Origin of the sequence: Bifidobacterium sp. UTCIF-38 (assembly GCF_006454495.1) — a bacterium.
Lineage (GTDB): Bacteria > Actinomycetota > Actinomycetes > Actinomycetales > Bifidobacteriaceae > Bifidobacterium > Bifidobacterium callitrichos.
This window is the reverse complement of sequence record NZ_JFAL01000002.1, coordinates 43,366-67,426: the sequence shown is the minus strand read 5'-3', so window position 1 is coordinate 67,426 and position 24,061 is coordinate 43,366. Positions and strand designations below refer to the sequence as shown.

The 24,061-nt window shown below is 65.2% G+C and carries 24 protein-coding genes; 10 read left to right on the top strand and 14 right to left on the bottom strand.

Going from position 1 to position 24,061, the window contains the following annotated elements:
* Positions 1–19 precede the first annotated feature (19 nt).
* The 13 genes from BW11_RS00805 to BW11_RS11455 all read right to left on the bottom strand — a co-directional run bounded on the left by BW11_RS00805 (position 20) and on the right by BW11_RS11455 (position 5,793).
* The gene (locus BW11_RS00805) at positions 20–520 is read right to left on the bottom strand and encodes a hypothetical protein (RefSeq protein WP_140444324.1); all 501 of its coding nucleotides are present in this window, start codon (positions 518–520) and stop codon (positions 20–22) included.
* Complete coding sequence (locus BW11_RS00800; protein WP_140444323.1) at positions 504–1,133, bottom strand: hypothetical protein; 630 nt, start codon at positions 1,131–1,133, stop codon at positions 504–506. The genes BW11_RS00805 and BW11_RS00800 overlap by 17 nt, the downstream gene beginning before the upstream one ends.
* Entirely contained in the window at positions 1,111–1,269 is a 159-nt protein-coding gene (locus tag BW11_RS11465; protein ID WP_181162435.1) for a hypothetical protein, read from the bottom strand. Before BW11_RS11465 ends, BW11_RS00800 begins: the two co-directional genes overlap by 23 nt.
* Positions 1,269–1,727, bottom strand: a complete 459-nt coding sequence (locus tag BW11_RS00795) for a single-stranded DNA-binding protein (RefSeq protein WP_140444322.1) — start codon at positions 1,725–1,727, stop codon at positions 1,269–1,271. The genes BW11_RS11465 and BW11_RS00795 overlap by 1 nt, the downstream gene beginning before the upstream one ends.
* Positions 1,727–2,608, bottom strand: a complete 882-nt coding sequence (locus tag BW11_RS00790; RefSeq protein ID WP_140444321.1) for a recombinase RecT — start codon at positions 2,606–2,608, stop codon at positions 1,727–1,729. Before BW11_RS00790 ends, BW11_RS00795 begins: the two co-directional genes overlap by 1 nt.
* Positions 2,609–2,610: 2 nt before the next feature.
* Positions 2,611–3,645: a YqaJ viral recombinase family protein gene (locus BW11_RS00785; RefSeq protein WP_181162434.1), complete on the bottom strand. Its 1,035-nt coding sequence runs from the start codon at positions 3,643–3,645 to the stop codon at positions 2,611–2,613.
* The gene (locus BW11_RS00780; RefSeq protein WP_140444319.1) at positions 3,642–4,190 is read right to left on the bottom strand and encodes a hypothetical protein; all 549 of its coding nucleotides are present in this window, start codon (positions 4,188–4,190) and stop codon (positions 3,642–3,644) included. Before BW11_RS00780 ends, BW11_RS00785 begins: the two co-directional genes overlap by 4 nt.
* Positions 4,187–4,330 carry a hypothetical protein gene (locus BW11_RS11460; RefSeq protein WP_181162433.1) on the bottom strand — a complete coding sequence of 48 codons (144 nt, stop codon included), beginning with the start codon at positions 4,328–4,330 and terminating at the stop codon, positions 4,187–4,189. Before BW11_RS11460 ends, BW11_RS00780 begins: the two co-directional genes overlap by 4 nt.
* A complete protein-coding gene (locus tag BW11_RS00775) occupies positions 4,327–4,539 on the bottom strand; it encodes an AlpA family transcriptional regulator (protein WP_140444318.1) in 213 nt (70 codons plus the stop codon). Before BW11_RS00775 ends, BW11_RS11460 begins: the two co-directional genes overlap by 4 nt.
* A 333-nt stretch (positions 4,540–4,872) precedes the next feature.
* Positions 4,873–5,079, bottom strand: a complete 207-nt coding sequence (locus BW11_RS00770) for a hypothetical protein (RefSeq protein ID WP_140444317.1) — start codon at positions 5,077–5,079, stop codon at positions 4,873–4,875.
* Positions 5,076–5,270 carry a hypothetical protein gene (locus BW11_RS00765; protein ID WP_140444316.1) on the bottom strand — a complete coding sequence of 65 codons (195 nt, stop codon included), beginning with the start codon at positions 5,268–5,270 and terminating at the stop codon, positions 5,076–5,078. Before BW11_RS00765 ends, BW11_RS00770 begins: the two co-directional genes overlap by 4 nt.
* On the bottom strand, positions 5,270–5,593 hold the full coding sequence (locus BW11_RS00760) for a hypothetical protein (protein ID WP_140444315.1): 324 nt from the start codon (positions 5,591–5,593) through the stop codon (positions 5,270–5,272). Before BW11_RS00760 ends, BW11_RS00765 begins: the two co-directional genes overlap by 1 nt.
* 23 nt (positions 5,594–5,616) lie before the next feature.
* Positions 5,617–5,793 (bottom strand): hypothetical protein, encoded by a 177-nt coding sequence (locus BW11_RS11455; RefSeq protein ID WP_181162432.1) that lies wholly within the window; start codon positions 5,791–5,793, stop codon positions 5,617–5,619.
* Positions 5,794–5,890: 97 nt separating this feature from the next.
* On the opposite strand from BW11_RS11455, the gene BW11_RS00755 reads away from it, so the two are divergent.
* Together BW11_RS00755 and BW11_RS00750 are read left to right on the top strand one after the other, a co-directional pair.
* On the top strand, positions 5,891–6,271 hold the full coding sequence (locus BW11_RS00755; protein WP_140444314.1) for a hypothetical protein: 381 nt from the start codon (positions 5,891–5,893) through the stop codon (positions 6,269–6,271).
* Positions 6,264–6,665 carry an ImmA/IrrE family metallo-endopeptidase gene (locus BW11_RS00750; protein WP_258184414.1) on the top strand — a complete coding sequence of 134 codons (402 nt, stop codon included), beginning with the start codon at positions 6,264–6,266 and terminating at the stop codon, positions 6,663–6,665. Before BW11_RS00755 ends, BW11_RS00750 begins: the two co-directional genes overlap by 8 nt.
* A 34-nt stretch (positions 6,666–6,699) precedes the next feature.
* Here the strand turns inward: BW11_RS00750 and BW11_RS00745 are convergent, their stop codons facing one another.
* A complete protein-coding gene (locus BW11_RS00745) occupies positions 6,700–7,449 on the bottom strand; it encodes a PolC-type DNA polymerase III (RefSeq protein WP_181162431.1) in 750 nt (249 codons plus the stop codon).
* Positions 7,450–7,532: 83 nt separating this feature from the next.
* On the opposite strand from BW11_RS00745, the gene BW11_RS00740 reads away from it, so the two are divergent.
* The 8 genes from BW11_RS00740 to BW11_RS00705 all read left to right on the top strand — a co-directional run bounded on the left by BW11_RS00740 (position 7,533) and on the right by BW11_RS00705 (position 23,978).
* Complete coding sequence (locus BW11_RS00740; protein ID WP_140444312.1) at positions 7,533–8,699, top strand: site-specific integrase; 1,167 nt, start codon at positions 7,533–7,535, stop codon at positions 8,697–8,699.
* 943 nt (positions 8,700–9,642) lie between these two features.
* Entirely contained in the window at positions 9,643–12,777 is a 3,135-nt protein-coding gene (locus BW11_RS00735; protein WP_043167044.1) for an alpha-mannosidase, read from the top strand.
* Positions 12,778–12,863: 86 nt separating this feature from the next.
* Positions 12,864–16,025 carry an alpha-mannosidase gene (locus tag BW11_RS00730; RefSeq protein WP_140444311.1) on the top strand — a complete coding sequence of 1,054 codons (3,162 nt, stop codon included), beginning with the start codon at positions 12,864–12,866 and terminating at the stop codon, positions 16,023–16,025.
* Between the two features lie 287 nt (positions 16,026–16,312).
* A complete protein-coding gene (locus BW11_RS00725) occupies positions 16,313–19,417 on the top strand; it encodes an alpha-mannosidase (RefSeq protein WP_140444310.1) in 3,105 nt (1,034 codons plus the stop codon).
* 166 nt (positions 19,418–19,583) lie between these two features.
* Positions 19,584–20,858, top strand: a complete 1,275-nt coding sequence (locus BW11_RS00720) for a sugar ABC transporter substrate-binding protein (RefSeq protein ID WP_043167041.1) — start codon at positions 19,584–19,586, stop codon at positions 20,856–20,858.
* A 36-nt stretch (positions 20,859–20,894) separates the two neighbouring features.
* Positions 20,895–21,824 carry a carbohydrate ABC transporter permease gene (locus BW11_RS00715; RefSeq protein ID WP_140444309.1) on the top strand — a complete coding sequence of 310 codons (930 nt, stop codon included), beginning with the start codon at positions 20,895–20,897 and terminating at the stop codon, positions 21,822–21,824.
* Between the two features lie 17 nt (positions 21,825–21,841).
* Positions 21,842–22,678, top strand: a complete 837-nt coding sequence (locus BW11_RS00710) for a carbohydrate ABC transporter permease (protein WP_043167039.1) — start codon at positions 21,842–21,844, stop codon at positions 22,676–22,678.
* 4 nt (positions 22,679–22,682) lie between these two features.
* Entirely contained in the window at positions 22,683–23,978 is a 1,296-nt protein-coding gene (locus BW11_RS00705; RefSeq protein WP_140444308.1) for a glycosyl hydrolase, read from the top strand.
* Positions 23,979–24,061: the final 83 nt, after the last annotated feature.

Below are 24,061 nucleotides of genomic sequence, written 5' to 3'. Positions count from 1 at the left end.
GTGGCGATAAAGCCGGTCATTATCGGTCCTCCGGGCCCAACGGGAGCCCGTGGTTGAGGATCAGGGCGAACAGTTCGAGGGGCATCCATACGAGTGTGGGGGTGCCTCGCACCGCCCTCGCCTCCCTGCGGACCATTGCCTTGAAATCGTCTCCCGCCCTGCACGCGTCGAGGAACCGTTCGGCCATCGCGGTGTCCATGACGGCCATCTGGCGTGCCATGCCGTTGAGGCTTTTCACGCCCACGCCCCTGCGGTGGCGGACGAGGACCGCGTACGGTGCGTCCATGTTCGCGGCCTCCTCGAGCGTGCGCTGCCAGAAGCGCCGGTATTGGGGCTGTTTGGTGTCCTTGCATTCCACGCAGACCTTTTCCCCCGCGTAGCGCACGCCGGCCAGATCGCCCTGATCGGCGTCGCCTTTCAGCGGCATGCGGTCGATGCGGGTGTCCTGCAGCGCCCACGCGAGGTAGCGGACGGTCCACGTCTCCATGCAGGTGCCCTTGTTTTTACTTGGGTTCGCCATGCCTCGTCCCCTCGATCTGGATCGTCTCGAACGTGGGCTGCTCGGCGGGGAACATCGACGCGAGGGTGTCGGCCGTCTCCCTGATGCTGAACTCGCTGTTGCACGCGATCCGGTCGTCCTCCGCGTACTGGAAGCGCTGGCCGCAGGTCCGGCACCACAGCGGTTTCGGGTTGGCGGCGAGCAGGCGTCGGGTCTCTCGCAGGTCGACGGTGCCCTCCTCGGCCCATACCGGTTTCCTGCAGCGGGGGCACAGGCTCCACGGGGGTCGTTTGACGACCGGCTTGGCCGACGCGAACAGTTTCTTGAGTGCCTTCTCGGTGTCTCCGAAGACGGCTGGCCAGTGGTCGACGATCTCCTGGTAGCGTTTCGTCGGATCCTGCTCAAAGTCGTCGCGGAAGCCGTTGAATTCGTCGATGCCGTGGAAGATGTGCGTGGACGCCATCCACAGGAGCGCGACCGCGGTGAAGTCGGGGTAATATCGGTCGGGGTTTACGTTCACACGGATCGTGGTGTCGTACGACAGTCCGGCCTGCGAGTCCAGTGCCGTGTAGCTCACCTCCATCGACCGGGCGATCGTGATCGTCCCGTCGTCAGCGTTCGGTGCCGTATTCATTCGCAAGCTCCTCGAGTTCTTTTTCGCATTCCGGGCATTGGATGGGCCGCAGCGGGTAGATCGCGCAGCCGTGGACCGGGCACGTCGCGTCCGTGTCGGGCGGCGTCTCGTCGTGGTACAGGTGCAGTCGGGGCATCAGAACGCCGGGTCCTCGGGGTCGTTGCCGTACGAGTTGTCGGCCCACGGGTCGGACGGCGGCGCCGCCTGCTGCTGCCGTTGCGGGGCGTACACGCCCTGCTGCGGCTGCTGTGTGCCGGCGTTGTTCTGCTGCTGCCGGTGCTGGAATCCGAGTGCCTGCGCGTAGACGCGCAGCTCGCTGCCTTGGCTCCCGTCCTTCTTGGTGTAGAACCTCTGGGACAGCAGGCCGGTGACGAGGACCTTCGCGCCATTGCGCACGTAGGGGAGCTGTTGGGCGGCGGTGGGAGAGCATTCCACCGTGATCCACATGGTGCCCTGATCCTGCCACTGGTGCGACTGGTCGAAATAGCCCTGGGATACGCCCACTCTGAACGTGGTCACGCTGTTGCCGTTCTGGAACGTGTGGGTCTCGGGATCCTTGCCGACGTTGCCTTTGAACGCGATGTTGACGGCCATCACTCACCGCCTTCCTGCTGAGGTTCGATGTCGTTCGTGGTATCGGTGTCGGCCGGCTCCTCGGGTGCGGTCGGCGATTCGTCCTGCGGTTCCGCGTCCACGGCGACCGGCTCGTCGTCGGTGATCGTGTCCGGGAGCGGCTTGAACACGTCGGAGTAGTCGGGCGTGGCCTCGTCCTCGACGATCGCGGTCTTGGTCTCCACGCTGAGCGGGAGGAACGCGGCGGAGCGGCGGATCACGGTCTTCATGGCCATGGCCTCGAAATCGGTGTGCCACGGGCTGTTCTGCTTGCGCGCGGAGGGGCTGCGCTGCATGGCCTGTTTGATCTCGTCGGCGTTCATGACCTTGAAGTAGTGTCCGCCGTCCTTGAAGTTCGCGATCATGTACACGTGGGTGAGCTTGCCGTGGTGCGCGCACGGCACATGGCGCAGGTCCTCGTTCAAACCGTACGAGTACTCGAACTCGTCGCCCTCGTGGACGACGCGGGCGCTGATGTCCCTGATCTGGCCGGAACGTCGCGCGAGTTCGAGGATGCCCTTGTAGCCGAGGATGAACGTGGCCTCCTTCTGGCCGGTCCGGTAGTTCTTGTTGCCGAACGGCAGGATGTACGCCATGCCGAGCCCGTTCACGTTCGACGGCTCCAAACCGAGCGACGTGCAGCGCATGAAGCAGGACAGCACCGATTCGACGGTGCAGTTCGCGAGCTCCTTCTCTCGGTTGATGGTGCTCAGGTACATCTGGTAGAGGCGCGGCGCGCTCATCTCCTTGGGCATGACCGCCATGATGCGCGGCCATGACTTCTCCAGCAGCTGCTTCATCTGCTTCGCTGGGTTCATCGCTTGGAGTTGGCGGCCCTGCGCCGCCTGTGCGAGTTGTCCCATGATTAGTTCTCCTTCTTGGTGTTGAGTTTGGTTATGGTGAATCGGCGTTGGTCGTACGCGGGTTTCGCTTCGACCGCGGGCTTGGACTTGTAGTGGATGGTCCTGTAGCCGACCTTCCACCCGCCGCTGATCAGGCCTTCGCGGTCCGCGCCGACCATGGCCTTCAGCTGGGCCGCGATCTTCTCCTTCGCTTTCCTCGCGTTGCTTTCGGTTTGCGCGTATGTGTCGTACATGCCGGCGAGGTCGTCGAATTCACTGTCCTCGACCTGCTCGTAGCCCTCCGGGTAGGGTTGGGTGGATTGCGCCTTGTCCACGTCCGCGCCGGTCAGTGCGGGCATCTCGTCGCGTTGGACGAACCCCCAGAACTCCTCCGCCTTGCGGGTGACCGCCTCCACGTCCTCCTCGTCGCGCTCGAACCTGATCTCGACAGGTTCGCTTTCGCCGATGTCCGCGTACACGTAACCCCAGTCGAAGCCTGTGACGGCGAGGTAGTGGGTGACCTGCGCCATGTAGTAGTCGGGGATGCACAGGATCCCGTCCTCGCCGTGCCAGTCGTTGCGGCCGCGGATGGCGTTCGCGGTCTTGATCTCCAGTACGCCGAACGAGTCCGATTCGGGGTCGTACAGCCAGCCGTCCAGCGAGGCGTGCATGCAGGGGTGAGCGGCGGCCGCGATGCTGATGTCGGTGCCGTCGACCGTGATCAGCTCGGGGTGCAGGGTGCGGAAGCGGCGGCGCAGCTCGACCTCGAGGGCGTTGCCCTTGACGATCGCCCACTTGCCGCTGATGTCCTCCGGCGCCTGACGGCCGGTCTTCTCCAGCCACAGGTCGTACGGGGACGCCCACTGGTTCAGCCCGAGGATCGTGCTCATATCCGAGCCGCCCACGCCCTTGTCGCGGAACGCATGCCACGCGGCCTCGCGTCCGGCCTTCGTGGTGCCGTTTCCACGGAAACGATGCACGTTGAACGCGTTGCCGGTGTCCTTGGAACGCTGCTGCGCCCGCGCGATCAGGTTCGAGCGCGTGACCTTCCCACTCACTGCATGTCCTCCTCGGACAGGTATCCGTCGTCGAAAGAGTCGACTCTGTCACGCAGGGCGACGATGCCGGCGATCGCCTCGTTCGCGTCCTGGGCGATGAACCCGTCCCGGCTGGTCATGGCCTCGTGCAGGACCTGTTCGACGGCCTTGTACGCCCCGTCGAGCAGGGTCCGGTAGCGGCCGAATCGGGCTTCATCCCCCGTCTCCATGTCGGAGGTGCTGTTCGTCGGACTTGTCGGGGCGTTGTTGAGGCTCGCGTCGAGGTGTTCGCGGGTCGCGTGCAGTCGGTCGAGTTCGTCGATGATGATGTCGAGGGTGCGGTTGATGCGCGAGTCGGTCGACTCGATGATGGGTTTGGCGTTCTCGTCGTCGCTCTCGTAGGCGACCGGGGTGAGGCATGTGCCGGTCGAGAGCAGGCTGAGGAAAACGAGTTGCCGGAGTAACTGCCGGCTGGCCTTAACCTTGAACAGGTCAAGGTTTTTGCCCAGCTGGCCGCTGAAACGGTTGACGAGTTCGATGTCGTCGGTTTGAGGGGTGTCGGTCATTTGGCGTGTTTCCTTTGGATGAGTTGGTTGATTGCGGCATGCATGAGTGTGTGGAACGTATCCCGGTCGGCTTCGTAGAGGATGCGGCGTAGGCCCGTGTCGGTGACGAGTCGGTCGAGGAGCTGGGTGAGGTCGTTCATTTGCGTTTCTGCGCGTAGAGGTATTCCCTGCGGGTCATGGTGTGGGCGCGGTCGTATTTCTCGACCTCCTCGGGTCGCCATCCGCGGACGCGGCCTCCGGGGCCGAGCACAGGGGTTGGGGCTGAGCCGCGGTAAACACGGTCGTACATCGAGGTAACGGTGATGCCGTAATGTCTGGCCAGATCGGCGTATGACAGCAGCTTGCACATCGTGGTATCCTTTCTGTGAGTTCTTTCTCTTGCCTCGGTTGCAGCCGGGGCTTTTTTGTTGAGCGGTTGCTCGTGGACGGTCGTGGAGTTGCACCACGAGCCCGGCCTTTGCCGCGTACATGACCCGCGATCTCGGCTGGGGGCCTGCCTGCTGCCGCCCGGTGCCGGGGGGGAAATACGTGGACAAGGTTGCGACCCCGGCGTGTGTGGCCCGGCGCGGGGAACATGTGTTGTCGCGCCGGGAGTATGGTCATATTCGGTTATTTGGTTTTAACGACTGGCCTTTGTCGCCGCCCGCCGGGGCGAGGAAGGGTGTCCCGGCGGGCAAGACTGTTATTCGTCGAGGTCGTCGAGGTCGGCGAGGATGAGGCAGGCCAGGCGGATGAAACCGCCCGCGCCGATCAGCCACGCTGCCGTCATGCCCCACGGGTCAGTCGGCCACCAGTGAGTGACCACGTAAAGGAACGCTCCGATGATGAGCACCACGCAAATCAGGCCGGTCGTATACGGGTAACGATGCGAAAACGATTCACGCTTCATCGTGATTCCTCCTTCGATTCCTTGAGGGTCCGGTTGATCTGGCGGGCGAACTCGCGCATGGCGGTGGTGGTCATGCCCTCGACGATGTGAACGCGGTCGGCGCTGGCCATCCAGATGCGCCACGAGCCTGCCGGTCCCTGACGGTCGATGGAACAGTCGCCGTTCCACGTCATGCGAGTGATCTCAGCCATCACGCAACCTCCGTCGAACCGGCGGCGTTCAACGTGTCCGCGATGACCTGCGCCGGATCGCCGCCGGTTTCGTTGATGGCGGCGAGGAACAGCTTGAGGCTCATGTCATCGCGCGGTCTCTCTTCGGTACGGAAGCTCTGGACGGTCATCCGGTTCACCTCTGCAGCTCTTGCCACTTGCGTGTCCGGAACGTTCCCTGTCCTCAATGCCCTCCATGCCTTGCGCGTGAGGCGCTTCGCGATCTTCTTCATGCCGGGCTTCAGCGGCAATGCCGGACCTCGGCCGATGCCGGCGTTCGGCGGCAGTCTCTTCACTGTCTGCATGATGACTTTGTCCTTTCTGGGACTCAGGCGAGGGCGAGGACGTTGTCCGGAACCTGCGGGTATCCGAACTCCCGGGCCTTGGCCGCCCTGACCTCCGTCGTCTGTCCGGCGACCTGCCAGAGGTAGTGGCACCAGTCCGTGTCGCTGACCCCCTCCGGCTTGTGCGTCTCGCTCCAGCCCTTGGCTTCCGTCTCGCTCATCCTGACCTCCTCTATAGCATTTGCTCTAACTGACTCCCAATATAGCGCCTGCTATATCTCATAGCAAATGCTCGGCGTGTCTGCTATAGTTGCTGATATGGCAGCCAATAAGAGAGAGCGAAGCCTTGTCGATGAGGTGTCCGCAAAAGTTATGGACAACGTGATCCAGCACGCAGGGATGAACAATTCCGCCATCGACCGAGCGTCTAAAAGCGCAATTGGATACAACCGAGTGCGAGATATCAGGAACGGACTCAAGGCGCCGATCCGTCTGTCTGAGTTTCTGATCATCTGTGACGTGTGCGGTGCGGACCCGGTCCAGACGCTGCGCGACATCATCGCCGAGGCCGAACGCTTGGAACGCGAACGCGCCGCCTCCGATCTGGCGGATCGCATCGTCGCAGACCCCGACAGCTTCGATCTCGCGGCGAGCACCAACCCCGACAAGGAAAACGAGATGAACACTCCGCGTGAGTAGGAAGGGAGAGCGGGCATTGCGGTACGAGGACCTGCTCGACGAGGCCGCGAGAATGGGCGTCAGGGTCGAGGAACGACCCATGGCGCCCGGCAAATGCGGCTACTACTACGATCCCGGCCATCTCATCATCATCGACGAGAACATGCCGGACTACATGCGACGCTGCACACTCGTCCACGAGCTCGTGCACGCCGAACACCACGATCAGGGAGGCCACGGCGACGCCAAGGCCGAGCGCCGGGCACGGCGCGAGACCGCGCTACGCTGCATCCGGCCGGTGGACTACGCGACGGCCGAGAGGATCTATGGAGGCGACAGCTTCTTGATCGCGCAGGCTCTCGACCTGACCGTGCAGATCATCGACGACTACAAGGCCATACTGCATGGCGAGTAAAAGCAAAGCCCCGGCATCTTGCCGGGGCTGTGGGCTACTTGCGGAGATTTATATGCCTGCGCTTCGCGTACATCTTCATCGCTTCGTAGCATTGCGCCGTCTGGAGCGCGTCATCGGAGGCACGATGGGTCTCGACTTCTCCAATGCCGAGCAGCTGGATGAGATCGACGAGACGGTGACGGGGCTGGGTCGGGAACAGTCGCTGCGCTATCGGCAGCGTGTCGACGAGTGTGGTCGGATGGATCGTGTTGCCGGTGCGAGCCGCCTCATGGCGCAGGAACTCGCCGTCGAACCGGATGATGTTATGGCCCACGAGAGGATCCGAGCCGATGAAATCGAGGAATTCCGGCAGCGCCTTGTCGATAGTGGGCTTGCCCTGCACGTCGGAGTCGGTGATGCCGGTGATGCGTCGGACCTGCGGCGGGATCGGAATACCGGGGTCGACGAGCTGACTGTACGTCGCCACGGGTCTGCCGTTGCGCACACGGACGGCACCCAGTTCGATGATCCTGTCCACCTCCGGCGTGAGCCCGGTGGTCTCCAGATCGACCGCGGTATAGTCACCGGCGGAATCCACCCTGACCTTCTTCGCCCTGGCACGCTTCGGCTTCGACTTGAATCGTGCGTCCGGGGATGTGCGGGCGGCGAGCACGCCGAAGACGGCCGTGACGAGCGCGCAGCCGATCAGGCCCTCGATGCCGCTCTCGCTGAGGGTGAAAAGAGAGTACACGGTGGTGATGCCGAAGAACACCGCCAAGATGATCCACAATGTTCGTTTCTTCATGAGTTCTTTCCTTCTCCTCGACCGCAGTCGTCGAGGCATAGGGCACAGTGTATCCGCGAGGCGGGAAAGGCCGGGTGTCGCGCATGGCGAGCGTAACGAAATACACCACTAGTAAGGGTGAGACGCGGTATCGGGTGAGGTATCGCAAGCCGGACGGGAGCCAGACCGACCGGCGTGGATTCCGCCGCAAGGTCGACGCGGAGAATTGGGCCGCGGAGCACGTGACGGTCGCGAAGGCGCGGGGCACGTTCATCGATCCGCAGGCCGGGCGGGCGAGGGTCGCGTCGCTGTGGCCCGCGTGGATCGCCGCCAAGAGGGTGCGGGTGAAGGCCAGCTACCTCGAGAGCCTCGAACGTGAATGGCGGGTCAGGGTCGAACCGCAGTGGGGAGGCCGCGAGGTCGCGTCCATCACCCACGCCGAGATACAGGCATGGGTCGCGGACCTGCACGCCGGCGAGACCGACGCCGACGGCAACGTCACCAGAAAAGGCTCGAGCTCGACGGTGGTGCTGCGAGCCGAGGGCATCCTCTCCGGCCTTCTCGAACAGGCGGTGCGAGACAGGCTCATCCCGGCGAACCCTTGCCGTGACCTCGAACTGCCCCGCAAACAGCGCAGGGAGCACCGGTACCTCACCTGCGCGGAGCTGCTGCGGCTGGCGGACGCCGCCGGGGACCGGCGCACAATCGTGCTCGTGCTGGGCCTGACGGGTCTGCGTTGGGGCGAGATGGCCGGCCTGCGCGTCGGCGACGTGGACCTCGGGCGTCGACGTCTCTCGATCAGACGCAGCGCCACCGAGGTCAAAGGGAAAATCGTCGTCGACACCCCGAAGTCGGACCGCTGGCGGCAGGTCGTGTTCCCCGCCGTGCTGGACGCCCCTCTGCGGGAGGCGTGCGCGGGCAAGTCCGCCGGCGATCTGGTGTTCACCGGCGCGGACGGCGGGTATGTGCGCAGGACCCACGGGCCGAACACCACGTCGTCGTGGTTCTACTGGGCGCGCAAGCGTGCGGGCATCGAGGGGAGCATGACCGTCCATGACCTGCGGCATACGGCCGCGAGCCTGATGGTGCATGCCGGCGCGAACGTGAAGGCCGTGCAGCGGCAGCTGGGCCATGCGACCGCTTCCATGACGTTGGATGTGTACGCCGACCTGTTCGACGATGACCTGGACGCGGTGGGCGAGTCGATGAATTCGATGCTTTTGGAGAGTGTGGGCAATATGTGGGCAAAAGAGCAGGGCGAGGCGTCTTAGGTCAAGCGGGAGTAGGGGTTTCGGGTGTGATGTGTGGGGGTTCAATTCCCCGCATCTCCACCAGCAAAAAGCGCCACTCCAACCGGGGTGGCGCTTTTTCGTTGGGATACCAACGATTTCGAGCCGTTTCCGCCGCCACAGCGCTCGCCGACATGCCGTTTCGGGTCGTTGTAGAGGGTTTCTGGGAGCGGTATGTGTGGTGCGGCATGTGGTCTGACGGATTCTGCAGCAGAATCCGCTGCCACAAGTGTTCGGAAAAAGGATTCTGAGGATGTTGTGGCAATGCTCGTCCGAGACGTTGTGGATGCGATTCGCGTAAAATGGCAGATTTCCAAGGATTCGGCCATTTCAGGGATTGCCACAACTCTTGCGTTGCGTCGATTCCGCAGTGTTGTGGCGGGACCTGTTGCCACAAGTGTTTGAAAGAACGCAGTTGCGTGCGATGTGGCAGAGATCATTGCCATAAGATCGCAAAAATGAGGTTTCGGTCGAGTTGTGGACAAGCAGAGGGCCACAACAACGTGGAATCGGCACGTCGTACGAGTTGTGGCAGGAACGTCTCGGACCGCTATCTCGATATGGGGATACCTTGGGAGGCAATACCGGCGATGGGGCTGTGGCGGTGCTCCCGGAGGGTGGATTAGAACGTTACGGGCCGGTTGCCCCGGATGGCGCGTGTATGCGTCGGATTTCGGCGGCGAGCAACGCCGTCGGACTTGACAGGGTGGTCGTTGTTGACGAGAATACATACTAAAGCGCTTTAGTTCCCGTGTTCGTCGGGATCGACGGGATAGTCGGGATCGAACGGCGCGAACAGACAGGGCATGGTCCGTGAGCGCGGGCGTCAAGGACACACGATGACGTGACCGCGATGCCGACGGCGACATCGACGGACGACGGCCGACAACACGACAAGACACGACAAGGAAGTGGCAGAGCACCGATGTTCCTCAAACCCGAAGCGCAGCTGGAACGCTGCAAACGCATCCTCCGACAGCGCGTCGACCCGCATGTCCACCCGGTCGTGGCGCATCTGGACGTCGAATCCTTCGACATCCCCGGCGAGCCGATGCCTTCGGCCGAGTTCTTCGCCAGAGTCGCCGCGGGGGACATCGAGTTCACGCCGTTCACGCTCGGACGCGAATGGGGCACCACATGGGGCACGGTCTGGTTCCGCCTGACCGGTCAGGTTCCCGCGGGATATCCGAAGGACGGACGTGCGCTGGAGGTCGTCATCGATCTGGGTTGGTATCCCCACTCCTGCGGCGGCCACATCGAAGGACTGGTCTACCGTCCTGACGGCACCGCCATCAAGGCCGTGCACCCGCTCAACCACTGGGTGCCGTTCATGTCCGCCGACGGCGAGACGCAGGTGCCGATCGACGCCGACGGGCGATTCACGCTTTATCTCGAGGCCGCCAGCAACCCGCTGCTGCTCGGCGTGCCGCCGTTCATCGAAACCGAACTGGGGGAGCGCGCCACCGGCAGGCCGGACGAACCGTACGTCTTCAAATCCGCCGACCTGACCGAATTCGACCGTGACTGTGACGCCTACCGTGTCGACCTCGACGTCGTCAGCTCCCTGATGGAGCTTGCGGACAAGCGCTCGCCCCGCTACTGGCAGCTCGCCAAGGCCCTGCAGCGCTCCCTCAACCTCTTCGACGAGCGCGACCATGACTCCGTATCCGCCGCACGCGAAGCCCTTGCCGACGTTCTCGCCAGACCCGCGAACGCCTCGGCGATGAACGTCAGCGCCGTCGGCCACGCGCACATCGACTCCGCGTGGCTGTGGCCGGTGCGTGAGACCCGCCGCAAGGTGGCCCGCACCGTCTCCAACGCCCTGGCGCTGATGGACGCCGACCCCGACTTCAGATACGCGATGAGCTCCGCCCAGCAGTATGCATGGCTCGAGGAGGACCATCCCGATCTGTTCGCGCGCATGAAGCGGCGCATCGAGGAGGGGCGGTTCATCCCCGTGGGCGGCATGTGGGTCGAGGCGGACGGCATGCTGCCCGCCGGCGAGTCCCTGATCCGCCAGATCACGTTCGGTCGCCGCTACTTCAGGGAGCATCTCGGCGTCGAACCGAAGGGCATCTGGCTGCCTGACAGCTTCGGCTACACCGGCGCATGGCCGCAGATCGCCCGCAGGGCCGGCTACGAGTGGTTCCTCACGCAGAAGATCTCGTGGAACGACACCACGAAGTTCCCACACCACTCGTTCCTGTGGGAGGGCATCGACGGCTCGCGCATCTTCACCCACTTCCCGCCGTCGGACACGTACGCCGCATGGTGCAAGGCACAGGAGCTCGACTACGCCGAGAAGAACTTCCAGGACAAGGACCTCGCCGACCGCTCCCTGCTGCTCTTCGGCTTCGGCGATGGCGGCGGCGGTCCCACGCGCGACATGATGGACCACCTGCACCGCTTCGAGAACCTCGAAGGCGTCTCCCGCGTCACGATCGAGGGGCCGGACGACTTCTTCGACAAGGCGCGCACGCAGATCGAGGAGAACGCCGGCGACGAGATGCCGACGTACAAGGGCGAGCTGTACCTGGAGCTGCACCGCGGCACCCTCACCTCCCAGCAGGACATGAAGCGAGGATGCCGCAGGGAGGAATCGCTTCTGCGCACGGTCGAATACCTCGGTGCCGCAGCGGCACTCGCCGACCCGGACTACGTCTACCCGAGCGAGGAGATGGACCGCATCTGGAAGACGCTGCTGCTCAACCAGTTCCACGACATCCTGCCCGGCTCGTCGATCTCCTGGGTGCACCGCGAGGCACGCGAGGACTATGCGCGCGACCTCGCGCGCCTTGGAAAGATCGCCGCGGACATGTGCGCGGTATTGCGCCGGGCGAACCCGGACGCCGACCTGCTGCCCGAGGCTCGCATCGCCCAGTACCGTGCCGACGGCGCGTCATGGCGCGCCCGTCCGACCGTCGCCACGTACGACGGGACGACGACGCCGGTCACGATCGAACGGACCGACGACGGCGCCGTGCGCATCGGCAACGGACTCATCGACGCGACCATCGACCACGATGGCGCCGTCTCATCGCTCATCGACGTCGCCGCCGGACGCGAACTCGTCCCCGAAGGCTCCCGCCTCGGCCGCTACGAGCTGATGAAGGACGAGCCGGCCGTATGGGATGCGTGGGAGATCGAACGCGAATCCCTGCTCATGGGCCGCGGCCTTGTCGGCCGGATCGTCGCCGCCGGCGTCGAGAACGGCAGAGCCGTCGTCCGCACGCGCATCGAACACGGCGACACGACGATCGACACGACGATCACGCTCGCGCCCGAGTCCACCACGCTCGACTTCCACGCCGACGTCGACTGGCATGAGCATGAACGCTTCCTCAAGGTCGATCTGCCGCTCGGCATCATCGCCGACCGCGCCACCTACGACTGCCAGTACGGTCTGGTCGAACGCCCGATCGTCAAGAACAGCGCATCCGACGAGGCGAAGTTCGAAAGCTCCACCGGCAGATTCGCGATCCTCGCCGAACCCGGATACGCGGCCGCCGTCATCAACGGCTCCCTCTACGGGTCGGACGCCGCGCCGATCGCCGGCGACGCCGTCCGCGGGCATGGCGCGGGCACGATGTTCCGCCTGTCACTGCTCTCCGCGCCGACGTTCCCCGACCCGCGCACCGACATCGGACGCCACTCGTTCGACTGGTCCGTGCTCGCCGACGCGACCGTCGAACGCGTCAACGAGGCAGCCTGCGCGCTCAACGCGCCCATACTCGCCGACGTGCCCGACATCGACCCCTGCATCACCTTGGAATCCGAATCCGGTACCGTGGTGATGGACTGGATCAAACCCGCCGACGACGGTTCCGGCGACATCATCGCACGCGTCTACGAGGCGACCGGCGGCCGCGCATCCGTGCGACTGCACGTCGCCGAGGCGCTCGCGGGCGCCACGGTGCGCGAGACGGACGTGCTGGAGGGCGACGCGCTCGCCGACGACCTGCCGCGAGCGCTGCAAGGCGAGGGTCGTCAGGCGGCCGAGGGGGCGCGGCTCGCTTTCGATCCGTTCCAGCTGGCCACCCTGCGTCTGAGCCGCGTCTGAGTCGCGACCGACATCCGACATCATCAACACCCCCCATCAACATCACCAACCACACCAACCACACCACAAAGGAGTCGAAACACATCATGTTCCTCTTGCCCAAGCAGCAGCTGGACCGCTGCGACCGCGTGCTATGGCAGCGCGTCGAGCCGCATATTCACACGACGCTGTCGTCATGCGCCATCCGCTCGTTCGACAACCCCGGTGAGCCCGTGCCCTCCGACGAGTTCCTCGCCAAGGTGCGCGCCGGCGAGATCGGGTTCACGCCGTTCGCCGTACCCGGTCAGTGGGGCGAGACCTGGGGTACCACCTGGTTCGAGGTGACGGGGCGCATCGACCGCGATGCGACGCGGGGGCGCAAGGTCGAACTCGAGGTGGATCTGGGCTGGCTCGGCCACCGCGGCCCCGGATTCCAGTCCGAGGGCCTCGTCTACCGCGCCGACGGCACCGCCGTCAAGTCGGCGAACCCGCGCAACCACTGGATCCCGCTCGTCGCCGCCGACGGCACCCCCAACGTCGACCTCGACGACGAGGGGAACTTCACCGTGTACATCGAAGCCGCCGCCAACCCGTTCGTCGAGGGCCCGACGCCGTTCTCGCCCACCGAGCTGGGGGAGGGGACGACCGGCAGGCGCGACTTCCCCTACACCCTTACGCGCATGGACGTCACCGTGTTCAACGAGGACGTGTTCGCCTATTCGATGGATCTGGAGACCGTCTCGTCGCTGATGCGCGAACTCAATGAGGACGATCCGCGCTACTGGCAGCTCGCCAAGGCGCTGCAGCGCTCTCTCAACGCCTACGATGAGCGTGACATCGACGCGACGCTCGCCACGGCGCGCGGCGAACTGGCCGGCGTGCTCGCCGAACCCGCGGCCTCCAGCGCCATCAATCACATCGCCATCGGCCACGCGCACATCGACTCCGCATGGCTGTGGCCCGTGCGCGAGACCCGCCGCAAGGTGGCGCGCACCGTCTCCAACGTGCTCGCGCTGATGGACGAGGATCCGGACTTCACGTACGCGATGAGCTCCGCCCAGCAGTACGAGTGGCTCGAGGCCGAGCACCCCGATCTGTTCGCGCGCATGAAGCGTCGCATCGAGGAGGGGCGGTTCATCCCCGTGGGCGGCATGTGGGTCGAATCCGACAACATGATCCCCGCCGGCGAATCCCTGATCCGCCAGATCACGTTCGGCCGCCGCTACTTCAAGGAGCATCTCGGCGTCGAACCCCGCGGCGTATGGCTGCCGGACAGCTTCGGCTACACCGGTTCATGGCCGCAGATCGCCCGCCGCGCCGGATTCGACTGGTTCCTCACGCAGAAGATCTCGTGGAACGACACCACGAAGTTCCCGCACCACTCGTTCATGTGGGAGGGCGTCGACGGCACGCGCATCCTCACGCACTTCCCGCCGTCCGACACGTACTGCTCGTCCATGAGCATGCACGAGCTCGCATACTCGCAGCGGAACTTCCTCGACAAGGACCTGTCGCGCAACGCGATCCTGCTGTACGGCTTCGGCGATGGCGGCGGCGGCCCCACCCGCGAGATGACCGCGCGCATCCGCCGCGATCGTGACCTCGCCGGCGCCCCGAAGATCGACTTCGGCACGCCCGACGAGCTGTTCGACCGCGTGCGTCGGGACATCGTCGACGATGCGCGCGGCGAGACCCCGGTCTTCAGGGGCGAGCTGTATCTGGAGCTGCACCGCGGCACGCTGACCGCCCAGCAGGACATGAAGCGAGGCTGCCGCAAGGAGGAGGCCATGCTGCGCGTGGCCGAATACCTGTGCGCCGCGGCACGGGTCAAAAACCCCGACTACGTCTACCCGCGCGAGCAAATGGACCGCATCTGGAAGACGCTGCTGCTTAACCAGTTCCACGACATCCTGCCCGGCTCGGCGATCGCGTGGGTGCATCGTCGGGCCCGCGAGGAGTACGCGCGCGACATCGCGCTGCTGCGCGACATCGTCGCCGAAGCCGCCGCCGCCATCAGGGCCGTCGAGCCGGACGACGCCACCGTGTCCGACGCGGTCATCACCCCGTACTCTCGCAAGGCCTGCGAGGCGTGGACGGTCCGCTGTGCGCGCGATGTCGCCGCCGTCAGCCCCGAGAACCGCGACGGCGCCGTACGCGTCGCACGCGACGAAAACGGAGAGACGATCACGCTCGACAACGGCAGACTCGTCGTGGCCATTGAGGCTGACGGCACCGTCTCCTCGATGCTCGACAAGGCGACCGGCCGCGAACTCGTGCCCGCCGGCACCAGACTCGGCCGCTACGAGCTGCTCAAGGACGAACCGTTCCACTGGGACGCCTGGGACATCCAGCGCGACGCCTTCCTCGCCGCCACCTCGCTGGATGATTCCGCCGTCCGCGACGTGCACGTCGAGGCTGACGGCAGCGCGATCGTCGAGGTCGTCACCACGGCCGAAGGCGTCGACATCGTCACGCGGATCGTCCTGCGCCCGGGCGCCGGAACCCTCGACTTCGAGGCCGATGTGGACTGGCGTGCGGCCGAGAAGTTCCTCAAGGTCGACGTCCCGGTCGCCGTGCAGGCCGTCAACGCCCAGTACGAATGCCAGTACGGCATCGTCGAGCGTCCGATCAACAAGAACACCCGCTCGGACGACGCCAAGTTCGAAAGCTGCACGCACCGCTTCGTGCGCATCGCCGACAGCGGCTATGCTGCGGCGGTCGTGAACGCCTCCACCTACGGCTCCGACGTGAGCCCCATCCACGGATCCGAGGCCGGCGGTCTCGGTCGCGGCACGATGGTGCGCCTGTCGCTGCTCTCCGCGCCGCTCTACCCGGATCCGCGCACCGACCAGGGGCGGCACACCTTCTCCTGGTCCATCGTGGCCGACGCGGACATGACCACAGTGCTCGCCGAGGCATCCAGACTCAACAGCCCGACGGTGGGGGAGCTGCCCGCCGTCAGGCCGCTCGCCGCGCTCGCAAACGTCGAGGGTACGCCAGTGCTTGACTGGGTCAAGCTGGCCGACGACGGTTCGGACGATCTCATCGTGCGCCTCTATGAGGCCGCGGGCGGCAGGGCGCGGGCCACGCTGCATCTCGATGACGCGTTCGCCGGTGCCACCGTGCGTGAGGTGAACCTCATGGAGGAGAGCGGCCTGCCCGCCGAACTGCCGCGCGCACTGGCCTCGGGCGACGAGTCGGCCGCGGCGGAGGGCGCGGCCATCACGCTCGCGCCGTTCCAGCTTGCCACGCTGCGCATCCACAGGTGATGGACGCGTCTGTGAGCTAGCCTCCCAAAGGATATGAGGGCTCCTTCTCCCTGATTGTCGGGGGAGAGGGAGCCCTTTGGGTTCTCGTGGGTTTTCTTGAGCCCCAGCGCCCCGGCCATGGTCATGCGACACGCCGAGGAAAGAATGTGTGCCGTGCCGTGTTGCGTTTCGCTGAGGGAGATGCTATCCTCTAACTAAATCGCTTTAGTAACCGGCGACTGACCATGACGGTCAACTAAATCGCTTTAGTCTCAGCGAAGAGCACTACAAACATCAAGAGGAGAATCATGCTGCTGAAAGTCAATCGCGAGATCGACCGCTGCAAGCGTGTGATGCGCGAGCGTGTCTGGCCGCACATCCACCAGACGCTCGGCACCTGCGCCGTAGGTGCGGTGAAGAACCCGGGCGAGCCGGAGGCCTCGGCCTCGTTCATCGCCCGCGCCGTGTCCGGACAGGTCGAGTTCCAGCCGCTCGCCTCCGGCGAGCCGTGGGGCACCTCCTGGGGCACGACCTGGATGCGCGTCGAGGGCCAGCTGCCCGCCGATCTGCCCGAAGGCCGCGCCATCGAACTGGTCTTCAACCTGGGCTGGCTGGAGTGGCCGGTCGGCGGCCACATCGAGGCGCTGGCCTACCGCGCCGACGGCACCGTCATCAAGGCCCTGCACCCGCGCAACCACTGGATGCCGCTGATCAAGGCTGACGGCACGCGCGACCGCGTCGTCAACCCCGACGGCTCCTTCGTCATCTACGTCGAAGGCGCCTACAACCCGAATGTCCCGTCGTTCACCGTCACCGAACTCGGCACCAGGCCCACCGGCAAGGCCGACGAGCGCTACGAGTTCGGCTCCATCGACATCGCCGCCCTCGATCAGGACATGTTCGACTACTGGGCCGATCTCGACGTGATCACCGGATCGCTCGAGAACATGAACGACGCCGATCCGCGCTACTGGAAGCTCGCCAAGGCCATGCAGCGCTCCATCAACCTGTGGGACGAGAAGGACTACGCCACGCTCGCCCCGGCCCGCAAGGCCCTTGACAAGGTCATGGCCAGCCCGGCCAACGCCTCCGCGATGACCCTGACCGCGATGGGCCACTCGCACATCGACTCCGCATGGCTGTGGCCGGTCAGGGAGACCCAGCGCAAGGTCGGCCGCACCGTCTCCAACGTGCTCGCCCTCATGGATATGGACCCGAACTTCACGTACGTGATGAGCGCCGCCCAGCACTTCGCGTGGCTCGAGGAGCGTCACCCCGATCTGTTCGAGCGCGTCAAGGAGCGCATCGCCGAAGGCCGCTTCATCCCGGTCGGTGGCATGTGGGTCGAATCCGACGGCACCATGCCGTGCGGCGAGTCCCTCATCCGCCAGATCAGCTACGGCAAGCGCTACTTCAAGGAGAAGCTCGGCGTCGTGCCGAACGGCATCTGGCTGCCCGACAGCTTCGGCTACACCGGCGCATGGCCGCAGATCGCCAAGCGCTCCGGCTACTCGTGGTTCCTCACCCAGAAGCTGTGCTGGAACGACACCACCCGTCTGCCGCACCACTCCTTCATGTGGGAGGGCGTCGACGGCTCGCAGATCTTCACCCACTTCCCGCCCGCCGACAAGTACGACTCCGACATGTCCGCGCACGACATGGCGTACGTGCAGCGCAACTACAAGGACAAGGACCTCTCCGACCGCGGCATCCTGCTGTTCGGCTTCGGCGATGGCGGCGGCGGCCCGATCCGCGAGATGACGATGCGCGAGCATCGCTTCGAAAGCTTCGAGGGCATGCCGAAGGTCGAATACGGCACTCCGGACGACTTCTTCGCCAAGGCCGAATCCGAGATGAGGGCCGAGGCCGGCGCCGAGATGCCACGTTGGAAGGGCGAGTTCTACTTCGAGCTGCACCGCAAGACCCTCACCTCCCAGCAGGAGATGAAGCGCGGTTGCCGCAAGACCGAATCCGCGCTGCGCGCCGTCGAGTACCTGGGCACGCTCGCCTCGCTCGAATCGGCGGACTACGTCTTCCCGCAGGCCGAGATCGACCGCATCTGGAAGACGCTGCTGCTCAACCAGTTCCACGACATCCTGCCCGGATCGGCCATCGAATGGGCGCATCGCGTGGCCCGCGAGGACTACGAACGCGACCTGAAGCGTCTGCACGAGATCGCGCAGGAGGCAGTCGCCGCCCTGCGCGAGGCCAACCTGGACGCCGCGCGCATCGCCAGGGCCCGCATCAGCCAGCTTTCCGACGTCGCCTCGTGGACGCCCGTCTCCCTTGAGTCCACGGGCGAGCCCGTTTCGATCGAACGGGGCGACGACGGCTCGGTCACCGTCTCCAACGGTCTGATCCGCGCCCACATCGCGGCCAACGGCACCATCGACTCGATGACCGACCTCGTCGCCGGCCGCGAGATGGTCGCCAAGGACGCGGCGCTCGGCCGCTACGAGATCCTCAAGGACGAGCCCGGCGTCTTCGACGCGTGGGATGTCGAGCGCGACGCCTTCCTGTGCGCCACGCCTCTGGAGGACGGCGTGATCGCCTCGGTCGAGACCGCCGCCGACGGATCGGCGCTCATCCGCACGACCAACCGCTACCGTGACGACGTGATCGACACCGTCATCACGCTGCGTCCCGGCAGGCGCCAGATCGACTTCCACGCGGACGTCGACTGGAAGGTCCCCGAGAAGCTGCTCAAGGTCGACGTGCCGATGGCCCTGAGCGCCACCCGCGCCCAGTACGAATGCCAGTACGGTCTCATCGAGCGTCCGGTGGTCAAGAACACCGAGGGCGAGGAGGCGATGTTCGAAAGCTGCTCGCACCGCTTCGTGCGCATCCACGACTCCTCCTACGGCATCGGCGTGGCCAACGGCTCGACCTACGGCTCCGACGTGAGCTCGCTGCGTGACGACGACGGCGCCATCGCCGGCACCATGGTCCGCCTGTCCCTCGTGGCCGCGCCGACCGCGCCCGATCCGCGCACCGACATCGGCCGCCACGAGTTCGACTGGACCGTGCTGCCGTGCGCCGAGGTCGCGCCGCTGGTCGCCGCCGCGGGCGAGATCAACGCGATGACGCTCGAGGACATGCCCGCCCTTGAGCCTCCGGTCTCGCTCGAGGCCGGAGAGGGCACCCCGGTCATCGACTGGATCAAGCTCGCCGACGACGGTTCGGGAGACGTGATCGTCCGCCTCTACGAGGCCGCCGGCGCCAGAGCCCACGCCACGCTGCACGTGCACGGCCCGCTCGACGGATGGCAGGTGCGCGAGACCAACACGCTCGAACAGGACGAATCCTACGCGGACGAACCCGCCGGACTCGTCGGCGGCAGGCAGGCGGCCGAAGGCGCCGTACTCGCCTTGAAGCCGTTCCAGCTGACCACGCTGCGCCTGTCGCGCGTCTGACATCCCCCGATTTCCATTCTCCCCGTCCCACGTCCATCCCGGCCCCGCATACGGGGCCCGTGCGGCGGGAACTCCACAACAGCGGGCGCGGCCGTCTGCGGTAGGCCGCGCCCCATCACCACACGTTTCGACGAAGAAACATCACAAAAAACAAAGGAGAAAAACCATGAAGGGCACCTTCACCAAGAAGGCCGTGGCACTCGTCGCGTCCGTCGCCATGCTCGCCGGACTCGGCGCCTGCGGGTCGAGCACCTCCAGCGGCTCGACCGAACTGAAGTTCCAGACCTGGAACCTGAAGAACGACAAGTTCACCTCCTACTTCGAGGATCTCATCGCCCAGTTCGAGAAGGAGAACCCGGGCGTTACCATCAAGTGGGTCGACCAGCCCGCCGACAACTACGAGGACAAGCTGTCCACCGACGCGGCGGCCGGCGAGCTGCCCGACGTCGTGGACATGGGCCCCGAGCCGGCGTACACGCTGGCCAAGGCGGGCATCCTGCTCGACGTCTCCCAGGCCGCCCCGGACGCCGAAAAGGACTATCTTCCGGCCGCATGGGACGCCGCCACGTTCAAGGGCAACGACCTGCCCGAGGGCACCTACGGCTTCCCGTGGTACCTGAACTCCGGCCCGACCTTCTACAACAAGGCGGTGCTCTCCGAATGCGGCGTCGAGGTCGACCCGGCCGACCCGCCCACCAAGCAGGACGACATCTTCGACATGGCCGACACCTTCGGCAAGAACTGCGGCGGCAAGTACGCGCTGACCTCAGGCATCCCGTCCATCCAGGACTTCGGCATGTACGGCGTCCAGCTGATGAACGAGGACCGCACCGAGTTCACGTTCAACAATGAGAAGGGCGTCGAGTTCGTCCAGCACTACATCGACATGTACAACGCGGGCGCCTTCACCGACGACATGCTCAACAGCTCCACCTCCGGCGAGTCCAAGAGCTTCAACGGCGGCTCCCAGGCCTTCATGAACGGCAACGCCTACAGCGTTGACGACATCCGCAAGAACGCTCCGAAGGTGTTCGAGAACCTCGCCATCACGAACTTCATCGCCAACACCAAGCCGAACATGTTCATGGAGATGCTCACCGTGAACGCCACCAGCAAGAACCAGGAGCTCGCGATCAAGTTCGCCCGCTTCGTGACCAACTCGAAGAACCAGCTGGCCTTCGACAAGAAGGCGAACGTGTTCCCGTCCTCCGTGGGCACCATCGACGACGACTTCTTCAACCCGTCCGAGGACACGATGGACGCCGAGGCCATGCGCATGTCCGCCGACCAGATCCGCAAGGGCGAGATCTGGGGCCCGCCGCAGTTCACCTCCGCCTGCACCACGATGCTGCGCGAGGAGATCGCCCAGGCGCTGCAGGGCAAGATCACGGCCAAGGAGGCGCTCGACGCCACCGTCAAGTACTGCAACGAGCGTCTCTAATCGGACGATCCACAACAGATAGGCGGTTCAACCATCATGGCCACATCAACCAAACGCAGGAAGGGCGCGACGGCCGCCCGGGGGCGTGACCCCCGCTCCAGCGGCCGCATCGTCCCCTGGCTGTTCGTCCTTCCCCCGATCCTGTGGATCTGCACCTTCTCCCTGGTGCCGTTCTTCAACACGATCCGACTGTCCTTCACCGACTCCACGCTCCTGAGGCCCGGCAAGTTCGTCGGCATCGAGAACTACATCGACATGTTCTCGGACCGCCGCTTCCAGACGGCGTTCTTCAACTCGTCCCTGTACGTGGTGTGCATCGTCCCGTTCATGGTGATCCTGCCGCTCATGCTCGCAGCCCTCGTGGCCGAGAAGACGCGCATCATGAACTTCTTCCGCACCGCCTTCTACACCCCGGTCATCATGTCCAGCGTCGTCGTCGGCCTGCTGTGGACCAACATCCTCGACAAGGACGGCCTGCTCAACGGCACGTTCAAGGCGCTCAAGTGGATCAGCACACCGATCCCGTTCCTCACCGACCGCTGGCTGCTGCTCTTCAGCGCCATGGCCGTGACCATCTGGAGCGGCCTCGGCTACTACATGCTCATCTACTTGGCCAACATCGCCAACATCGACGGCACGCTGTACGAGGCGGCCTCGATCGACGGCTGCGGCGGCATCCGCCAGTTCTTCCACGTGACGCTGCCCGGCTGCCGCGTGACGATGATCCTCGTCATGCTCCTGAGCTCCATGTCCGCCTTCCGAGTCTTCGGCGAGATCTACATGCTCTCCGGCGGCTCCGGCGGCGTGGGCGGCGCCGACCTGACGATGACCATGCTCATCAAGCAGGAAGGCACCGGCATCAACGCCCGCACCGGCTACTCCGGCGCCCTCGGCATGGTCATGTTCGTGGTGCTCGGCTGCATCATCGGCATCGAATGGTTCATCCAGCGCAGGAGTGAGGACTGATGGCACGCGCAACGGTAATGGAGAACAAGTACAACCACCTGACCCCGGGCAAGATCATCCGCGTGGTCGTGCTCATCGCCCTTCTGCTCTTCCTGGCGGCCCCGCTGCTGTGGCAGATCTCGCTGGCCTTCAAGGGCCCGAAGGACGACATGTACGCGGCACCGTACCTGATCCCCGTCGACCCGACGATGGACAACTTCGTGCAGGTCTTCAAGCGACTGCCGATCCTGTTCTACGTGGGCAACACGCTGATCGTGGCGGCGCTCAACATCGGTGGCAACATCATCTCCGGCTGCTTCGCCGGCTACTCGCTCGCCCTGCTGCGATTCAAGGGCAAGGGACTGGTCGTCGGCCTGCTGTTCCTGTCGATGCTGGTGCCCGGTGAGACGATCCTCATCTCGCAGTTCCTCATCATCCGCGGGCTCGACCTGCAGAACAACCTGATCGGCGTCGCCCTGCCGGGCCTCGTGAGCTCGATGAACATCCTGCTGTTCATGAACGCGTTCAACGCCATCCCCAAGGAGATGATCGAGGCGGCCGAGGTGGACGGCGCCAACATCTGGCAGCGGTTCTGGCGCATCTGCGTGCCGCAGGTCAAGGGCACCATGGCCCTGGTCGGCATCTTCTCCTTCATGGGATCGTGGAACGACTTCCTGTGGCCGCTGATCGTGCTCACCGACGACTCGCACTACACGCTCACGCTCGGCATGAGCCGTCTGCAGGGCACCTTCGTGTCCGACCCGCGCATCGTCGCCGCAGGCACCATCGTCGCCCTCATCCCGATCATGATCTTCTTCCTGGTCTTCCAGCGCTACATCTTCAACGGCCTGGAGTCCGGATCGGTCAAGGAGTAGTCATATGAGATTCGGAGTCAACTACACCCCCTCGGGCGAATGGTTCTACGCCTGGCTCGACCCCAAGTGGGACGCCGTCGAACGCGACATGCGGCAGATCGCCGGCATCGGCGCCGACCACGTGCGCATCTTCCCGCTGTGGACCCTGCTGCAGCCGAACCGCACATGGATCAACCCCAAGGCGCTCGACGACCTGCATCGCATGGTCGAGATCGGCGGCGACGCCGGACTGGACGTCTACGTGGACGTGGTGCAGGGGCACCTGTCGAGCTTCGACTTCGTGCCCTCCTGGCTGGTCTCCTGGCACGAGACCAGCATGTTCGCCGACGACAAGGCGATCGAGGCGCAGTGCCGACTGGTCGAGGCCATCTACGAGAGGCTGTCCGACGTCAAGGCGTTCGCCGGACTGACCCTGGGCAACGAGTGCAACCAGTTCACCGATGCGACGCACCCGCGCCGCATGCACGCCACCGCCGACGAGACCGGAGTCTGGCTCGACCGTCTCATCGGCTCGGTGGGGGAGCGCGCACACCGCGACGGACGCGTGATCCTGCACAGCGAGAACGACGCCGTCTGGTACGCCGACGGCCACGCCTTCCGCCCCTCATACGCCTCGTGCAAGGGCGACATGACCACCGTGCACTCGTGGGTGTTCAACGGCACCGCACAGCACTACGGCCCGATGTCGTTCGCCAGCACCCACCACGCCGCCTACCTGACCGAGCTGTCGAAGGCGTTCGCGACGGATGCGCACAGGCCCGTATGGGTGCAGGAGATCGGCGCCCCCGGCAACGTGGTGGCACCCGAGGACGCACCCGTGTTCGCACGCGAGTCGATCACGGCCATCGAGGAATGCCCCGACGTGTTCGGCATCACCTGGTGGTGCTCGCACCGCATCCCGAAGACCTTCCAGGACTTCCCGTTCTTCGAGCACGAACTCGGCCTGTTCGACGTGGACGGGTCCCTGACCGACGTCGGCGTCGCATTCCGCGATGCGATCGCCGACAGCCGTGGCAGGATGGCGGCCTCGCCGCGCACGAACGCCATCGCCGTGCCCGTGGACGCCGCCGGCGACCCGCTGGTGCGCGCTGCGTTCGCGCCGGGCGGCTCCGTGTTCGACGCGTGGATGTCCATGGAGGAGCAGGGCGAGCGCCCCTGCATCATCACCTCCGCGACGGCCGATGACGCCCAAGCGCTCGCGGCGCGCGGCATCACGCACGTCACGCGCGTCGAAGCCGTGGCGGGCGACGCCTACAGCGCCGTCTCCGACCCGGCGTTCGCCGGCAAGGGCGGCGACTGATCCGATCGGATCCGACGCCCGGCTCGCATCCGGTGGTCCGTCCCCTTCTCCTTGATCTCAGGAGACGGGCCACCGGTTTATCC

Excerpts from the sequence above, each read along its gene's own strand:
- BW11_RS00805 (WP_140444324.1), bottom strand. The coding sequence starts at position 520 with ATGGCGAACCCAAGTAAAAACAAGGGCACCTGCATGGAGACGTGGACC.
- BW11_RS00800 (WP_140444323.1), bottom strand. The coding sequence starts at position 1,133 with ATGAATACGGCACCGAACGCTGACGACGGGACGATCACGATCGCCCGG.
- BW11_RS11465 (WP_181162435.1), bottom strand. The coding sequence starts at position 1,269 with ATGCCCCGACTGCACCTGTACCACGACGAGACGCCGCCCGACACGGAC.
- BW11_RS00795 (WP_140444322.1), bottom strand. The coding sequence starts at position 1,727 with ATGGCCGTCAACATCGCGTTCAAAGGCAACGTCGGCAAGGATCCCGAG.
- BW11_RS00790 (WP_140444321.1), bottom strand. The coding sequence starts at position 2,608 with ATGGGACAACTCGCACAGGCGGCGCAGGGCCGCCAACTCCAAGCGATG.
- BW11_RS00780 (WP_140444319.1), bottom strand. The coding sequence starts at position 4,190 with ATGACCGACACCCCTCAAACCGACGACATCGAACTCGTCAACCGTTTC.
- BW11_RS11460 (WP_181162433.1), bottom strand. The coding sequence starts at position 4,330 with ATGAACGACCTCACCCAGCTCCTCGACCGACTCGTCACCGACACGGGC.
- BW11_RS00775 (WP_140444318.1), bottom strand. The coding sequence starts at position 4,539 with ATGTGCAAGCTGCTGTCATACGCCGATCTGGCCAGACATTACGGCATC.
- BW11_RS00770 (WP_140444317.1), bottom strand. The coding sequence starts at position 5,079 with ATGAAGCGTGAATCGTTTTCGCATCGTTACCCGTATACGACCGGCCTG.
- BW11_RS00765 (WP_140444316.1), bottom strand. The coding sequence starts at position 5,270 with ATGGCTGAGATCACTCGCATGACGTGGAACGGCGACTGTTCCATCGAC.
- BW11_RS00760 (WP_140444315.1), bottom strand. The coding sequence starts at position 5,593 with ATGCAGACAGTGAAGAGACTGCCGCCGAACGCCGGCATCGGCCGAGGT.
- BW11_RS11455 (WP_181162432.1), bottom strand. The coding sequence starts at position 5,793 with ATGAGCGAGACGGAAGCCAAGGGCTGGAGCGAGACGCACAAGCCGGAG.
- BW11_RS00755 (WP_140444314.1), top strand. The coding sequence starts at position 5,891 with ATGGCAGCCAATAAGAGAGAGCGAAGCCTTGTCGATGAGGTGTCCGCA.
- BW11_RS00745 (WP_181162431.1), bottom strand. The coding sequence starts at position 7,449 with ATGAAGAAACGAACATTGTGGATCATCTTGGCGGTGTTCTTCGGCATC.
- BW11_RS00740 (WP_140444312.1), top strand. The coding sequence starts at position 7,533 with ATGGCGAGCGTAACGAAATACACCACTAGTAAGGGTGAGACGCGGTAT.
- BW11_RS00735 (WP_043167044.1), top strand. The coding sequence starts at position 9,643 with ATGTTCCTCAAACCCGAAGCGCAGCTGGAACGCTGCAAACGCATCCTC.
- BW11_RS00730 (WP_140444311.1), top strand. The coding sequence starts at position 12,864 with ATGTTCCTCTTGCCCAAGCAGCAGCTGGACCGCTGCGACCGCGTGCTA.
- BW11_RS00725 (WP_140444310.1), top strand. The coding sequence starts at position 16,313 with ATGCTGCTGAAAGTCAATCGCGAGATCGACCGCTGCAAGCGTGTGATG.
- BW11_RS00720 (WP_043167041.1), top strand. The coding sequence starts at position 19,584 with ATGAAGGGCACCTTCACCAAGAAGGCCGTGGCACTCGTCGCGTCCGTC.
- BW11_RS00715 (WP_140444309.1), top strand. The coding sequence starts at position 20,895 with ATGGCCACATCAACCAAACGCAGGAAGGGCGCGACGGCCGCCCGGGGG.
- BW11_RS00710 (WP_043167039.1), top strand. The coding sequence starts at position 21,842 with ATGGAGAACAAGTACAACCACCTGACCCCGGGCAAGATCATCCGCGTG.
- BW11_RS00705 (WP_140444308.1), top strand. The coding sequence starts at position 22,683 with ATGAGATTCGGAGTCAACTACACCCCCTCGGGCGAATGGTTCTACGCC.